This is a genomic window from Paractinoplanes aksuensis, assembly GCF_024137025.1.
Lineage (GTDB): Bacteria > Actinomycetota > Actinomycetes > Mycobacteriales > Micromonosporaceae > Actinoplanes > Actinoplanes aksuensis.
The window spans coordinates 11,916-26,613 of the sequence record NZ_JAMYJR010000013.1 but is presented as its reverse complement, the minus strand read 5'-3'; the positions used below and the strand labels follow the sequence as shown (position 1 = coordinate 26,613).

12 protein-coding genes are annotated in these 14,698 nt (G+C 72.8%); 3 read left to right on the top strand and 9 right to left on the bottom strand.

The features are described 5' to 3' along the window. The first annotated feature begins 67 nt into the window (after nucleotides 1-67). Entirely contained in the window at nucleotides 68-1,564 is a 1,497-nt protein-coding gene (locus M1L60_RS12950; protein ID WP_438862098.1) for a M28 family peptidase, read from the top strand. A gap of 30 nt (nucleotides 1,565-1,594) precedes the next feature. On the opposite strand, the gene M1L60_RS12945 is transcribed toward M1L60_RS12950, so the two are convergent. After that, nucleotides 1,595-2,335, bottom strand: coding sequence for a hypothetical protein (locus M1L60_RS12945; protein WP_253237633.1), 741 nt, complete (start codon nucleotides 2,333-2,335; stop codon nucleotides 1,595-1,597). A gap of 53 nt (nucleotides 2,336-2,388) precedes the next feature. Here M1L60_RS12945 and M1L60_RS12940 point away from each other — a divergent pair, with 53 nt between their 5' ends. After that, complete coding sequence (locus M1L60_RS12940; RefSeq protein ID WP_253237632.1) at nucleotides 2,389-3,351, top strand: SAM-dependent methyltransferase; 963 nt, start codon at nucleotides 2,389-2,391, stop codon at nucleotides 3,349-3,351. Between the two features lie 51 nt (nucleotides 3,352-3,402). Here the strand turns inward: M1L60_RS12940 and M1L60_RS12935 are convergent, their stop codons facing one another. Next, the gene (locus tag M1L60_RS12935; protein WP_253237631.1) at nucleotides 3,403-4,215 is read right to left on the bottom strand and encodes a cutinase family protein; all 813 of its coding nucleotides are present in this window, start codon (nucleotides 4,213-4,215) and stop codon (nucleotides 3,403-3,405) included. A 354-nt stretch (nucleotides 4,216-4,569) separates the two neighbouring features. Next, nucleotides 4,570-5,469, bottom strand: coding sequence for a hypothetical protein (locus tag M1L60_RS12930; RefSeq protein WP_253237630.1), 900 nt, complete (start codon nucleotides 5,467-5,469; stop codon nucleotides 4,570-4,572). A gap of 453 nt (nucleotides 5,470-5,922) precedes the next feature. Between M1L60_RS12930 and M1L60_RS12925 the strand changes: the two genes are divergently transcribed. Continuing rightward, on the top strand, nucleotides 5,923-6,228 hold the full coding sequence (locus M1L60_RS12925) for a hypothetical protein (protein ID WP_253237629.1): 306 nt from the start codon (nucleotides 5,923-5,925) through the stop codon (nucleotides 6,226-6,228). Nucleotides 6,229-6,423: 195 nt separating this feature from the next. Here the strand turns inward: M1L60_RS12925 and M1L60_RS12920 are convergent, their stop codons facing one another. The 6 genes from M1L60_RS12920 to M1L60_RS12895 all read right to left on the bottom strand — a co-directional run bounded on the left by M1L60_RS12920 (nucleotide 6,424) and on the right by M1L60_RS12895 (nucleotide 14,676). Then, on the bottom strand, nucleotides 6,424-7,026 hold the full coding sequence (locus M1L60_RS12920) for an NUDIX domain-containing protein (protein ID WP_253237628.1): 603 nt from the start codon (nucleotides 7,024-7,026) through the stop codon (nucleotides 6,424-6,426). After that, nucleotides 7,023-8,702 carry a CTP synthase gene (pyrG, locus tag M1L60_RS12915; RefSeq protein WP_253237627.1) on the bottom strand — a complete coding sequence of 560 codons (1,680 nt, stop codon included), beginning with the start codon at nucleotides 8,700-8,702 and terminating at the stop codon, nucleotides 7,023-7,025. Before pyrG ends, M1L60_RS12920 begins: the two co-directional genes overlap by 4 nt. 78 nt (nucleotides 8,703-8,780) lie before the next feature. Beyond that, nucleotides 8,781-11,006, bottom strand: a complete 2,226-nt coding sequence (locus M1L60_RS12910; protein ID WP_308208458.1) for a hypothetical protein — start codon at nucleotides 11,004-11,006, stop codon at nucleotides 8,781-8,783. After that, nucleotides 11,003-12,109: a glycosyltransferase family 4 protein gene (locus M1L60_RS12905; protein WP_253237626.1), complete on the bottom strand. Its 1,107-nt coding sequence runs from the start codon at nucleotides 12,107-12,109 to the stop codon at nucleotides 11,003-11,005. The genes M1L60_RS12910 and M1L60_RS12905 overlap by 4 nt, the downstream gene beginning before the upstream one ends. Nucleotides 12,110-12,121: 12 nt before the next feature. Next, nucleotides 12,122-13,846, bottom strand: coding sequence for a murein biosynthesis integral membrane protein MurJ (gene murJ / locus M1L60_RS12900; RefSeq protein WP_253237625.1), 1,725 nt, complete (start codon nucleotides 13,844-13,846; stop codon nucleotides 12,122-12,124). Then, on the bottom strand, nucleotides 13,843-14,676 hold the full coding sequence (locus tag M1L60_RS12895; RefSeq protein WP_253237624.1) for a hypothetical protein: 834 nt from the start codon (nucleotides 14,674-14,676) through the stop codon (nucleotides 13,843-13,845). Before M1L60_RS12895 ends, murJ begins: the two co-directional genes overlap by 4 nt. Nucleotides 14,677-14,698 lie beyond the last annotated feature (22 nt).

Here is a 14,698-nt window from a genome sequence, read left to right as displayed (position 1 = left end):
ATGAGTGCATGAGTCGGCTCCGCTGACATGCTCGCGGGCACACCCCCGAGCCTCACGGAGGACCTTCGTGCGAGCACCCCTCGTCCTCGGCGCCGCGGCGCTAATACTCGGCCTCGCCACCGCCCCGGCCCAAGCCGAGGCCCAGTTGGCCGCCGCGCCCGACATCCCGGTCGCCAACGTCAAGGCGCACCTGACCCAGTTGCAGAGCATCGCCACCGCCAACGGCGGCAACCGGGCGCACGGCCGTCCCGGGTATCTGGCCTCGGTCACGTACGTCAAGAACCTGCTCGACGCGGCCGGCTACACGACCCGCCAGCAGTCGTTCACGTACAACGGCGCCACCGGCTACAACCTGATCGCCGACTGGCCGGGCGGCGACACCGCCGACACGCTGATGGTCGGCGGGCACCTGGACAGCGTCACGGCCGGCCCCGGCATCAACGACAACGGCTCCGGCTCGGCGGCCAACCTCGAGGTGGCGCTGGCCGTCGCTCGCACCAATTTCCAGCCCGACCGCCACTTGCGCTTCGCCTGGTGGGGCGCGGAAGAGCTCGGCTTGCGCGGCTCCACGGCGTACGTCAATTCCCTGACCACGGCCCAGAAGCGCGAGATCACCGGGTATTTGAACTTCGACATGGTCGGCTCGCCCAACCCGGGCTACTTCCTGTACGACGGTGACAACTCCGACGGCACCGGCGCCGGTCCCGGCCCGGCCGGCTCGGCCCAGATCGAGGCGACGCTGGCCGCGTACTTCAGCTCGATCGGCGTGCCGACCCGGGGCACCGACTTCGACGGGCGCAGCGACTACGGCCCGTTCATCGCCAACGGCATCCCGGCCGGTGGCATCTTCACCGGCGCCGAGGGCCGCAAGACGGCCGCCCAGGTGCAGCTGTGGGGCGGCACGACCGGCGCGTTCGACCCCTGCTACCACGCGTCGTGCGACACGATCACCAACATCAACGACACCGCGCTCGACCGGAACTCGGACGCCATCGCGTACACGGTGTGGAACCTGGCCGACGGCGGCACCACTCCCCCGACCGGCACGACCGTGTGGGAGGACGACTTCGAGACGGCCAAGGGCTGGACCGCGGGCACGAGCGACACGGCCACCTCGGGTCGCTTCGAGCGGGCCGACCCGGCCGCCACCACCTCGCAGCTGGGTAACGCGGCCGGCGGCACCTACGACCTGGTGACCGGCGCGACCGCGGGCAGCAGTGCCGGCGCCAACGACGTCGACGGCGGTACGACCACGATCCTGTCCCCGTCGATCACGCTGCCGACCGGCACGCTGACGCTGAACTTCAGCTGGTACCTGTCGCACCTGAGCAACTCGTCCAGCGCCGACTACGTCCGCATCCGGGTCGTCTCGGGCAGCACCACGACCACGGTGTTCAGCCAGGCCGGGGCCGCGTCCGACCGGGCTCCGGCCTGGGCCACCGGCTCGGCCAACCTGTCGTCGTTCGCCGGCCAGACCATCCGCCTGAGCGTGGAAGCGGCCGACGCCTCCACCGCCTCCCTCGTGGAAGCGGCCGTCGACAACGTCAAAATCACCAAAGCTTAGTACGTACGACGGGGGTGGCGGCGCGAGCCGTCACCCCAGCGTGTTCAGGTAGCCCGCGCCCCCGCCGGCCAGCGCCAGCCCGGCCAGGACGAAGACGACCATCACCCGGTTGCTGACCGAGATGCCGTCCTTGCGGGTGGCGATCACCTGCTCGCGCGTGTCCGTGGTGAACACTGTGAGGCCGGCGCGGCTCTGCTTCAGCACCCCGCCGGAAAGGCGGCCCAGCGCGAAAACCGGGACTCCGCGCAGCACCCGGCTTTCGGTCAGCGTGAGTCTCTCGCTCTTGCGCAAGTCGTCGATGATCTCGCGGGAAACCACCGGTGGCAGCGGCCGTGGCGCCTTCCGCTTGTGCACGATCGTCGTCTTCACGGCCACACCCGCTTCCATCGGGTACGGATGGTCGAGGATCGCCGGGTCGACCGGGATCCGGCCGCCGGGGTCGGCCAGCGCGAACCCGCCCGGCGACGAGTAGTCGAACAGGACGTCGTGGTCGGGGGCGTCGCTGCCGGAGTACTGCCGGGACGGCTCACGGATCAGGCGGACGTGGAACCAGACGCAGTCCTCACCGGTGACCGGCGCGGCCTGGCGGCCCGAGGGCCCGTATTCCGTACGCCCCTCGAGCGCGACCCGACCCGGCCGAGCCGGCCCCGGCACGACCCGGCGCAGCGTCCGCAGGGCCCGATGCTCACCCAGATTGAGCAGGAGAAAGATGCCGGCCCCGCCGATCAGGAGGGCCCCGATGCAGAATGCCACAGTCGCGACGACCATCACACCGGTCAAGGTAGGTCACTCGTTCCACACTGTCCTCCTGCGATCATGCCGACATGGTGACCGAATCGCTGGCGAACTGGGCGCACGGGGCACAAGCCCTCGCCCTGGTGAACGCCGCGCAGCAGCGGGGTTACACGACCTACCTCGCCGAGGCGCGCACCCCACAGGAATTCGAGCAGTTCTCGGGCCTGCCCGCCCGGGTGGCCGGCGACGTGCTGGCGGCGCTGGTCGCACACGGAGTGGTCGAGCGGGCCGGCGAGCGGTTCCGGCTCACCGACGACATGGCCGGGGCGCTGGGCGGGCTCGTCGACTTCGCCGCCCAGATCGAGGAGGCGGTGCTCGGCGCGCGGCTGGTGGACTCGGCCGTACGTACGGGGGAAGCGCCTTTGACTCCCGCGGACGCACTGGTCGTCGCGAAGGCCAACGCGCTGCGGCCCTCGGCGCCCGGAGCGGGCGGACTGGTCGCGAAGCTGTTCGAGTCGACCCCGGAGATGTGGGAGGCGATGACCGACGGCCGGCTGCTCGACGTGGGCAGCGGGGTCAGCGGCTTCGTGCTGAGCGCGGCCACCGTGCTGCCGCGGATGCGGGCCACGACCATCGAGCTGGTTCCTTCAGTGGCTGAGGTGGCGGCGGCTCGGGCGGCGGAACTCGGCGTCAGCGACCGGATCGACGTCCGGGTGATGGATGCTCGGGAGTTCGACGCCCCGGGCGAGTACGACGCGGTGTTCTGGGCCCAGCCGTTCTTCCCGGAGCCGGTGCGGGCGGCGACGCTGGCGATGATCCGGCGCAGCCTGCGGCCCGGCGGGTTCCTGCTGGTGCAGCAGCTCGACGCGGTGCCCGACGAGGTGCGGCCGGCCTTCACACTGCGTCAGCTGGTGGCCGGGGCGCAGCAGCTGGCGTTCGCGCGGCCGCTGGACGACCTGGTCACCGAGATCACGGCCGCCGGCTTCGAGCTGGTCCGCTCGGTAGTCACCGACCTCGGGCCGGTCGCGCTGCTGCGCCGCCCGCCGGCCTGAAAGGCGGGCGGGCCGATCACTTCCGAGGGTGACCGGACCGCCCGCCGGCTCTCAGCCGCCGATCTTGCCCGCGGCGAAGGCCGCGCCGTCGGCCACGTCGCCGTTGCGGGCGTACGAGAGATGGGCCGCGAAGTTGTTGCCGCCGCCGCAGACCGGGTCGCCGTTGGCGCAGAACTCGACGGCGCGGTCGGCGAACTCGGGTGCGGCCCGGGCGATCGTCTGCCGCCGGATGCCGAGCGGGTTGCCGAACACGACAACGGCCGCCACCCGGTCCCGCAGGTCGGCCGGGATGGCCTGCCCCTGAGTGCCGACGCCCTGGATCCCGAGCGCGATGTCGGTGACAGTCGCGCCCTGCGAGTAGCCGCCGATCACGAACTGGGTCTCCGGGCAGCTCTGGGCTACCTGCTGGATGTGCTGGGTCATGTTGGTGGCGCCGGGTCCCGCGCTCCGCTGGTTGCTGGCCGCCGCATAGACGACGGCGAACGAGTCGACCGTCTGGTTGGGAAGTTCGTCGGCCAGCGCCTGCTCCAGCGGGCGCCCCAGAATGCCCAGTCCTTGCGGTTCCCCGGTGCCGCGGGCGAAGACCAGCTCCACATCGGAACAGCCAGCGCCGTTCTGACCGCCACCGGCGTTCCCGCTGCCCGCGTTCCCGCCTGCGTTGCCGCCGCCTACGTTGCCGCCCTGGTTGAATCGGGCGCGGAGCCGCTCGAAGAACGAGCCGCTTCCGGCGCTCGCGGCCGAACCACCGGCCGTGCCCGCGAAAGCCTGCGGCGTCACCACCGCGCCCGCCGCCACCACGGCGGCGCAGATCCCGATCGTCAGGAACCGCCTGCCCTTCCCGGCCCCCACACGCCTTTTCGCCATTTCTAGCCCTCCTTCATCCCCGCAATCGACCATCGGCCGCTTGCTACAGGCCAGTACGGCGGGGGTTCGGGAGCCGGATCGGGTACTCATGACGAAGAATTCCAAGCGCATTGATCAAATTGCATATGTGCAGCTCAGCGCCTTGAGACGGCCGTCTCAGAATTGCTCGCGAATGGTCGACATCGATGAAAGCAGAACGGCTGGCCGCGCGGAAAGCGACCAGCCGTACACGGGTCGTGGAATCAGACGGTGAAGCTCGTCCGGCGTCGCCGGGCCAGCGCGAAGACCACCGGGCAAAAGGAAGCGGCGGTGTGGGCCGGGATGGACCCCACACCGCCGCCGTACGCCCCCTGCTTACTTCTTGGCGGCCGGAGCTGCGCCCTCGTCGGCGGCGCCGTCCTCGGCACCCGCCTCGTCACCGGCACCGGCTTCCTCGCCCGCGCCGGCCTCTTCACCCGCGCCGGCGTCCTCGCCCTGACCGGCTTCCTCACCGGCGCCCGCGTCCTCGCCCTGGCCCGCGTCCTCGCCACCGATGCCGGCCGCGGCCTTGGCGTCGGCGAGCGTCAGGCAGGCCTGCAGCAGGCTCTGCTGCGCGGAGGTGACCGCCTTGGCCGCCGCGTCAGCCGCAGCACCCGCGTCCTCGCCGGCACCCGCTTCTTCGCCCGCGCCGGCCTCTTCGCCAGCACCGGCTTCCTCGCCCGCGCCCGCCTCTTCGCCCGCGCCCGCTTCTTCGCCCGCCTTCTCGCCGCCGGCCTTGGCTCCGCCGGCCGCCTTCTCGCCCTTGGCCGCCGCCCGCGCCTTCAGGACCTTGGCCCACTTCTTCGCCTGCGCCTTGTTCTCGGCCTTGGCCGCCGGCGACCCGGGCGCGGCTTCCTCGCCCGCCTCGTCGCCCGCGTCCTCGCCGCCACCCGCGGCCGCCGCCACATCAGCCGCGAACGTGTCGCACGCCGTCTCGAGCGCCGCCGCCGAAGCCGCCGCCGCGTCGCCGGGCGCCTGCTCCTCGACCGGAGCCAGCGGCTCGCCGTCACAGACCACGGCGCCGGCGTTGACCTGCACGTCTTCACACTTCGAGACGTCGAACTGCTGACCGTCCACGCTGACCAGGTTCACGGCCTTGGGGTCGGTGGACGCCGAGGCCAGCTGGAGCCCGGTCACACCCATGGCGACCACGACGCCCGCGACCACCACCGCGCCGATCGTCTTGCGCCGGTTGCCGCTGCCGTCGTTCCGTCGTCGGTAAGTGCGGGGCCTCATGACCACTCCTCGTCGTTGGACGTCGATGTCACCGGTGTTGCGGGCCAGTACGGCCCCCACCCGCCGCCCGGTTCAACGCCCCCACCCGCAAGACCCCCCATTTCGCCCCCTCGCAAGCCCCAAACCCGCAGCTCAAAGCACTTCCAAGAAAATCTTGAAAATTGACTGCGAACGGGGTGCCACCGCCTCCCCCGCCCACCCAAGGGCAGGGCGAGATTACGATTTTTTCCACGGCGGAGCGGCGGCGCCTGTGGACGACACCCGACACCATCGATCGACGCCCGCCGATTCTGTGGACAACGGCCACCCGCCGCTTGACGCAAGGTCTCCCATGACCCTGCGACCGACTGTCGTCCCGGCCATGAGCGCCGCGCGCGAACTGATCGAGCAATTCAAGCCCGGCACCACCTCAACCGCGGCCGCGACCGGCAAGCCAACGCCGCTCTCCACACCGTGGCCCCGAGCCGCCCGCGCTGGGACCACCACACCCGCGACTACGCACCACGGACGGCCGCCTCGCCCGCGAGCTCCACCAGCGGCCGCACCGGCTCGCCGACCGGCCCCGTCGCGCCCGGAAACGAGGGCACCGCGATCAACGCCTGGCGGAGACGGGCCTTCCCCGGGCCCCAGCGGGGATGGGAGCGGAACCCGGACGAGCCCCGGCAGGAGGCGCTGACCGAGGCCCTGGAGTACGTGCGGCGCGTCCAGCAGTACCAGACGGACATCCGCAATGCCTCGTTCCGGCTACGGGATCGGTGAGCCGGCCCGACTACCGGTTCCGATGCGCCCCAGGCTCCCCTGAACGGGTGGAAATCGCGGCCGCCGGGCGGGCTTGCCGGGATCAGGAACGCGTAAGAACATGATTGCCGTCGGTCCACAGTGGTGGGCCGGGAATCGTTGCTGTGCAAGGCGGTGAGCGCGGGCCGGTGGCGGCCGGCCCGCGCCCGCCGGGTGTCAGAGAGCGGGTGTGTCGCGGGGGCGCAGCGTCGCCCAGCCCTCGTCGCGGGCGCGGGCCGCGGCGAGCAGACCGCCCACGGCGGCCGCGTTGGTGATCTCGCCGCGGAAGACCATCGCCACCGCCTCGTCGAGGTCGATCCAGGCGATCTCGAGGTCGGCCTCTTCGTCCGTACGCTCGTAGCGTTCCTCGTCCGGCACGGGCGTCAGCTCACGGGCGAGGAAGATGCGGATCGTCTCGTCGGCGAACCCGGGCGAGGTGTGCAGGTCGATCAGCAGGTGGAACAGGCCGGCCCGCAGGTCGGCCTCCTCCGCCAGCTCGCGCGCGGCCGTCAGCTCGAGCGCTTCGCCGCTGACGTCGCGCAGGCCGGCCGGCAGCTCCCACAGCCGCCGCCCGACCGCGTGCCGGTACTGCTTGATCAGCACGACCCGGCCGACGTCGTCGAGGGCGACCACGCCGACCGCGCCCTTGTTCTGCACCACGTCCCGCTTGGCCGTGCCTCCGCCGGACATCGTCACCTCGTCGGTGAAGACCGTGAAGATCGGCCCCTCGTACCGCGTCGTCCGTGACCGCGTCTCGTGCGAGAAAGCGGAGGAGGTCACGACGCCTCCACCGGCAGCTCGTCGGCCGCCGCGTACTCCACGGCCGCCTTGACCAGGCCGTCGAACAGCGGGTGGGGGCGGGTGGGCCGGCTCTTGAGCTCGGGGTGGGCCTGGGTCGCCACGAAGTACGGGTGGGTGTCGCGGTCGAGCTCGATGAACTCGACGAGGCGGCCGTCGGGCGAGGTGCCCGAGAAGACGAGGCCGGCGTCGGCCAGCTTGGCCCGGTAGTCGTTGTTGACCTCGTACCGGTGGCGGTGCCGCTCGCTGATGTCGGTCGACCCGTAGACCTCGGCCACGATCGAGCCCTCGGTCAGCGCGGCCGGGTAGGCGCCCAGCCGCATCGTGCCGCCCAGGTCGCCCTTGCCGGCCACGATGTCCTCCTGGTCGGCCATGGTCGAGATCACCGGGTACGGGGCCTGCTCGTCGAACTCGACCGAGTTGGCCCCGGCCAGCCCGGCCAGGTGGCGGGCGGCGTCGATCGTCATGCACTGCAGCCCGAGGCAGATGCCGAGAATGGGGATCTGGTTCTCCCGGGCGTACCGGGAGGTGTTGATCTTGCCTTCGATGCCCCGGACGCCGAAGCCGCCGGGGATCACGATGCCGTCGACGCCCTTGAGGGCCGCGGCGGCGCCGGCCGTGGTCTCGCAGTCGTCGCTCGGCACCCAGCGCAGCTGGATCTTGACGTTGTTGCCGAAGCCGGCGGCCCGGATGGCCTCACTGACCGACAGGTACGCGTCGGGCAGGTCGACGTACTTGCCGACCAGCGCCACCGTGATCGTCCGCTTCGGGTGGTGCACGCGGTGCAGCAGGTCGTCCCACTGCGCCCAGTTCACGTCCCGGAACGACAGGCCCAGACGGCGTACGACGTAAGCGTCCAGCCCTTCCCGGTGCAGCACCTTCGGGATGTCGTAGATGCTCGGCGCGTCGGGCGCGGCCACCACGGCCTCACGGTCGACGTCGCAGTACAGCGCCAGCTTGTGCTTGAGCTTCTCGGGGATCTCGCGGTCGCTGCGGCAGACCAGCGCGTCGGGCTGGATGCCGATGTTGCGCAGCGCCGCCACCGAGTGCTGGGTCGGCTTGGTCTTGAGCTCGCCCGACGGCGCCAGGTAGGGCACCAGCGAGACGTGCAGGTAGAACACGTGGTCGCGGCCGACCTCGTGCCGCACCTGGCGGATCGCCTCGAGGAAGGGCAGCGACTCCATGTCGCCGACCGTGCCGCCGACCTCGGTGATGACCACGTCGGGGCGGCGGCCGGACTCGTCGGGGTCGGCCATCGCGAAGATCCGCGACTTGATCTCGTTCGTGATGTGCGGGATGACCTGGACGGTGTCGCCCAGGTATTCGCCGCGCCGCTCGCGGGCGATGACAGCCGAGTAGACCTGACCGGTGGTGACGTTCGCCTTGCCCGACAGCGACCGGTCGAGGAACCGCTCGTAGTGGCCGACGTCGAGGTCGGTCTCGGCGCCGTCCTCGGTCACGAAGACCTCGCCGTGCTGGAACGGGTTCATCGTTCCGGGGTCGACGTTGAGGTACGGGTCGAGCTTCTGCATGACGACCCGGAGCCCGCGCGCGGTCAGAAGATTACCGAGGCTGGAGGCGGTGAGGCCCTTGCCCAGCGAGGAGGCGACGCCCCCGGTGACGAAGATGTGCCGCGTGTCGCGCACTGTAGAGGCCAACGCCCTGCTCCCGTGGTCGCCTGATTGTGACTTGCGGCCGGGGCGCTAGCCCCCATCCACGGGAGTCCACCGTAACACCTACGACGGCTGGCGCACGTTCGGGCTGCTCGTGACGCGTGTCAAAGGACCGCCGGGCCCGTCGGTCTCACCCTCCGGTCTCGTCCGGTCAGCAGCGTGCAACAAAACGCGCAGCGCGGTGAGCACGGCGGTCGGCACCGCGGTGGCCGCCGCGGCGCCGGCCACGGTCAGCGCCGAGCCGTTGAGCACCCCGGCGATGAGCACGGCCACGGTCACCCCGGCCCCGGCCGCCCGCAGCGCCGGATGCAGCCCGAAGAGCCGGTTGAGCCCGCCCCACGGCGAGAACTGGCAGAAGGCCAGCATCAGCACCCCGGCCACGGCCAGGACCGTCAGCGGGCTGTCCAGCAGGGCCTGCCCGTTGGCGGCGGCCGCGCGCTGCATGGCCGGCCCGGCGGTGCCGTTGCCCAGCTCGGTCAGCAGCCGCCCGACGATGCCCTGGTCGGCCGCCGGACGGCTCAGGTCGACGACCGCGAAGCCGATGGTGACGGCCAGCCCGGCCAGCGCGGCCCAGGCGAAGCGCGAGAACGTCAGCCAGCCGCCGGTGGTGATGGCCGCGGCCACGCAGACCCCGGCGGTCACGGCGATCGCGCCCACCGGGTCGGCGCCCAGATAGGGGCTGCCCACCATGACGACGCCGATGCCGCCGAGCAGCACGACGATCACCGGGCGCCACGGCTTGGCGATCCACTGGGCCAGCGAGCCGGCCAGCACGAGCAGCCCGGCCACGAACACGCCGAGGCCGACGCCGCCCACCCCCGCGTACCGGCCGCCGGACACCGCCGAGTAGCCGGCCACGCCGTTGAGCTGCAGCTGGGCCCCGGTCAGCAGGTCGAAGCCGACGACCACGGAGGCGACCGCGGCCGCCGCGCCCAGCGGCCACAGGGTGCGGCCGTAGCGCGGGGCCAGCCGCACCAGCACGGTCCCGATGACGATGAACAGGCCGGTCACGCTGCCGAAGACCCAGGCCGGGTGGCCGTAGCGCCACCACGGGGTGGCGTCGGCCAGCAGCGCGGCCGGGATGGCCAGGGCGGCGGCGATCAGAGCCAGTTCCAGTACGCTGACCAGCCGCGCCGACGGCAGGGCCGGGCCGCGCGGTCCGGCGTGCCGGCGGGCCCGCACCATCACCGGAACGGCCAGCAGGAACAGCAGGATCTGCAGGCCCGCCAGCACCTCGAAGAAGATCCCGGCCACCGCGTTCTGGGCCACCGAGCGCTGATCGGCGTTGTGCACGCCCAGCATCGAGTCGGTGACGCCGGCCGGCCGGCCCTCGACCACAGTGGCCGCCCGCCCGGCGAACAGCCGCTCGGGGGCGGGCTTGCCCAGCGCCGTCAGCACCGTCGGGGCCAGGTCGATCAGCTGCAGGTAGCCGTCGCGCCCGGTGCCGGCCGAGGTGAGCCAGCCACCGTTCCAGCCCTCGCCCTCGGCGATCGCCACGTGCAGGCGCCCCGAGCGCTCGGTGTCGGACACCCCGGCCACCATCAGCAGCGAGCGGCTGGGGCGGGCCGCGACCACCCGGGCCAGCATGGCGTCGGCCGCCTGCACCTGCTGCTGCCGTTGCGCGCCACTGCCCGAGACGGCGCCCAGGTCGACGATGCTGAGGTTGCACTGCGACAGCAGGCCGGTGGCGTCGGCGGGCAGCGACGGCTGGTACTTGTCGACGCGGCCGAACGGGCGGGCGGCGGCCATCGCGGCGGCCGGGCCGAAGGCGTACGTGCAGCGCACGGACTCGGCCAGGGCGCCGGGCACCGCACCGTACGGAAGCCGGTCCTGGTTGTTCTGGACCACCGAGCGCTGTTCGGTGAGGTTGGCGCCGATGTCGTCGGGCTGGGTGAGCGCGGGCGAAGCGGGCTCGCACCGGCTGCCCGTCGAGGGCCGGGGCCAGGCCGCGTAGTTGCCCGCGCCGAGCGTCAGCCACCCGTCCGAGGGGCAGGTGACCCGCATCGCCGAGCGCACCGACAGCCAGCCGATCGAGCCCCGCGACGCCTCGGCCCACAGGGTGGGGGTGCGCTGCGGGTCCAGGTCGTCCCAGCGCAGCCCGGCCGAGCCGGCCAGGATCACGTAGTCGGCGCTGCCGGTGTTGTTGTCGGGGCTCGGCCGGATCGCCAGCCCGGCGATCCCGGCCAGCCCGATCAGGCCGACCATCAGGTACGGCAGCCAGGCCCGGCCGCGCCGCCGGGGTGGCAGCGAGGCGGGCCGGACCCGGCGCAAGCGGTCGAGAAGTCTCACGAACGACCCGTCACTTCGGCGTACGCGGCCCGGACATCGGCGACCGTGTCGGCCTCCCGCGGCCACGTGGCGGCCCGCACGGGCCCCCGGGCGGCGTAGTCGGCCCGCAGCTCGGGGTCGGCCAGCAGGGACCGGACGGCGTTGTCGAGCGCGTCCACGTCGTCCGGCGGGATCAGCACGGCCGCGTCCCCGACCAGCCCCGGCAGCCCGCCCACGGCGGTGCTGATCAGCGGCACGCCCGACTCCAGGGCCTCCTGGGCGAACAGTTGCCGCGCCTCCCACTCGCTGGTGATCACCGCGAGGTCGGCCCCGAGCAGCAGGTCGGCCACGTCGTTGCGCCGGCCGAGCAGGTGGAACGGCGCGTGCTTCTGCGAGGCCCGCTGGGCCAGGAACATGTAGCTGGGCCCGGACCCGGCCACCACGACCACCGGCGCCGGGTCGAGGTCGCGCCAGCGGGCGGACGCGTCGACCAGCAGGTCATAGCGCTTCTGCGGGTGCAGGCGGCCGACCGAGACGATCAGCGGGGTCTCGGGGGCCAGCCGGAACTCGGCCCGCACGGCCGAGCGGGTGCGCCTGGGCAGCGGCAGGGTGGGCGCGGCGACGGCCCCGAGGCGGGCGTGGCGGGCGCCCAGCGCGGTCGCCCGCTCGACCAGGTCGTCCGAGGCGCCCAGGGTGAGCGTGGCGCTGCGCGCGACGACCCGCTCGACCAGCAGGGACGCCTGGCCGCGCAGACCCTTGCGCGAGAGCACGGCGTTGTGCCAGGTGACGACGAGCGGCGTCCCGGAACGGGCGAGCTGGGCCACGAAGGCGGCCCGGAAACCGTGCGCGTGCACCACGTCGGGGTGGCGGCCCGACAGGGCGCTGCGCAATTGGCGTACGGCGCCGGCGTCCTGCGGGCCCGGGCCGGCCGGGATCTCGACGGGGACGAAGGTGGCGCCCGAGCCGGCGAAGCCGAACAGCTCGTCGGTGGCCGCGGGCCCGCACACCAGCACCTCGCAGCCGGCCGCGACCAGGCCGCGAGCCAGCGAAGCGACGTGCTGGCCGACCCCACCCGTGCTGGAGGCCAGCACCAGAGCCACCGAACCCCGCCAGTCGTCGCCCACGGAACCTCCTTCTCAGGCCGAACGGCGCCGCAGACGGCGGGCCAGCGGCGCCAGATCGCGCCGGGCCAAGGGGTAGGCGACGCCCACGAAGACCACCAGCACGGCGAGCCCACCCAATATGCCTTGCACGATGCTGAGAACCGCCTGCGGGGTGTCGCCGAGCAGCTCACCCAGACCGGCGACCGCACCCCACCCGGCCGGCGCGGCCAGAGCCGTGGCCAGCAGGGTGACCAGAGTGGTGCGGCCGAGGCCGCCGAGCGCCTCCGCCCCGGCGTGCCGGCGGACCGCCACGACCAGCAGCAGTCCGATAACCGACATCGCGACCGCATTGGCCAGACCGAGCGTGAAGACCTCGTTGCCGACGGGCGAGAGGGCCAGGGCCACGCCGGCGCCGACGATCCACCCGGCGGCGGTCGAACCGGCCGCGGCGACCGTGGCTCCGCGGGCGTACAGGGCCCGGGAGAGCAGGGCGAACAACGCGTAGCCGAACAGGCCCGGCGCGAAGCCGGCGATGCCGGCGGCGGCGGGCTCGGCTCCGGTCAGATAGGCGATCGGGACGGCCAGCGCGAGCAGGGCGGCCACCCCCAGGCCGGCCAGCAGCAGCACCGACCGGGCGGTGGCCGAAAGATCCTTGCGGTACGCAGCCTCGTCGCGGCGGCTGAAGGCGGCCGACAGCGACGGGTAGACCGCGGTCGCCACCGGCACCGCCAGCACCGCCCACGGCAACAGGAAGACCGTCTGGGCGGCGTTGTAGAGGGCGAGCCCGTCGCTGAGACCGACCGCGACCGCGATGGCGACGATCGTCATGAGTTGCTGGGAGCCGACCGTCACGGCGCCCGCCCAACCGAGCCGCACCGCCTGGCGACCGGTGTCGCCCGGAAATTGCAGGGACGGTCGCAGTCTCAGGTTCAGTTTGCGTAGCGGGATCAACAGGCAGAGCGCGAGGACCACGACCCCGCACGTGGTGCCGATCGACAGCGTCAGCTCGCCGGTGCGGGTCAAGCCGGCGAAGTCGGTCCGAGCCCCGTCCACCGCCGCGTACGTGAGGTAGGACGCCATCACCGTGACGCTGGACAGCAAGGGGGCGATGACAGGCCAGGCGAAGCGGTGGTGGGCTTGAAGGATGCCGGTCAGCACGATGCCGATCCCGTACAGCGGCAGCTGCGGCGCAAAGATCCGCAGCATGCTCGCGGCCGTCTGCTGATGCTCCGGCGGCACCTTGGGCAGCAGCCCGGCGATGGGGCCGGCCAGCAGCGCCACCAGGATGGCCAGCGGCACCATCAGCACCAGCACCCAGGTCAGCAGGGCCGACGACACCGCGTTGACCCGCTCGCGGTCACCGGCTGCGACCGCTCCGGCCAGCAGGGGAACGACGAGGCTGGCCAAGGCTCCGCCCGCGACCAGCTCGAAGACGATGTTCGGGATGGTGTTGGCGGCGTTGTAGATATTGCCGAGGTTTTCGTGGCCGACCGTGTGCAGGAAGACAAATGTCCGGCCGAAACCGGCGATCCGCGCGACCACCGTGAGCGCCGTGATCAGCGCCGCCGCCCCCGCGATCTTCGTCCCGGGCCCGACGGTCCCCCGGGCCGACTGGGGGTTCTTCGGGGCCGTTCCGGCATTGCTCACAGCCGGCACAGCCGGTCCGGCACTACTCACGGCCGGCTCGGTGCTGCTCACGGCCGGCGGGGCGGTCGGGGCTCGGTGGTTGCCGGGCTCGGCGCCGTCAGCGTCGCTCACGCCTGCGGCGGGCGGCGGCCCAGCTCGTCGAGGTAACGCAGCCACGGGGTGTCGTTGATGACCTTGGTGAAGCTGACCTTCTCGCTGGCCGCGGTCAGCGCGCCCAGCACGGTCAGCGCGGCCAGCCGCCCACCCGGGCCGCTGCGCGCGATCAGGGCCACACCGAGCAGCGCGCCCAGCGCGTTGGCCCCGGCGTCGCCCAGCATGATCTCTTCGCCCAGGTCGTCGGGCAGCAGCGCGGCCGAGGCGCCCAGCGTGCCCGCCGCGACGCCGCCGCGCCGGCCCAGGGCCAACGGCGTACCGATGATCGCCCCGGCCTTGATGGCCCGGCCCGGGCGCAGGTCGAGCAGGTTGACGAAGTTGGCCAGGCCGGCGATGACGCCCGCGCCGAGCAGCACGTCGGCCGTGCGCCCGAGGCGGCTGGGCCGGTTGCTGCCGATCAGGGCGCTGGCCACGAACCCGGCCGCGCCGACCCCGGCGATCTTGACCAGGCCGCTGGTGACCCGGCCCTCGCGCAGCGCGCCCAGGTGACCGGCGAAGCCCTTGGCCGCCTTCTGCTCGGGCCGGTTGCCGACGATGTCGTCGTAGAACCCGACCGCGCCCGACACCGCGCCCGCCGCGACCGCCGCCGCGGCGAGCCGCCCGCTGCCCGCGCCGAGCGCCGCGGCCGTGGTCGCGCCCACGGCGAGCGCCGGGCCACCGGCCAGGGTGACCGTGCGGCCGTGGAAGTTCGTGCGCTCGAGCGCGCCCGCGTGCTGGTCGCGACGGATCCAGGCGAGCGCGGCCCGGGCGACGGCCGCGCCGGCGACCGACGAGCGGAGGGTTGCCATGGCGGGAAGTTTAGAGACCCGC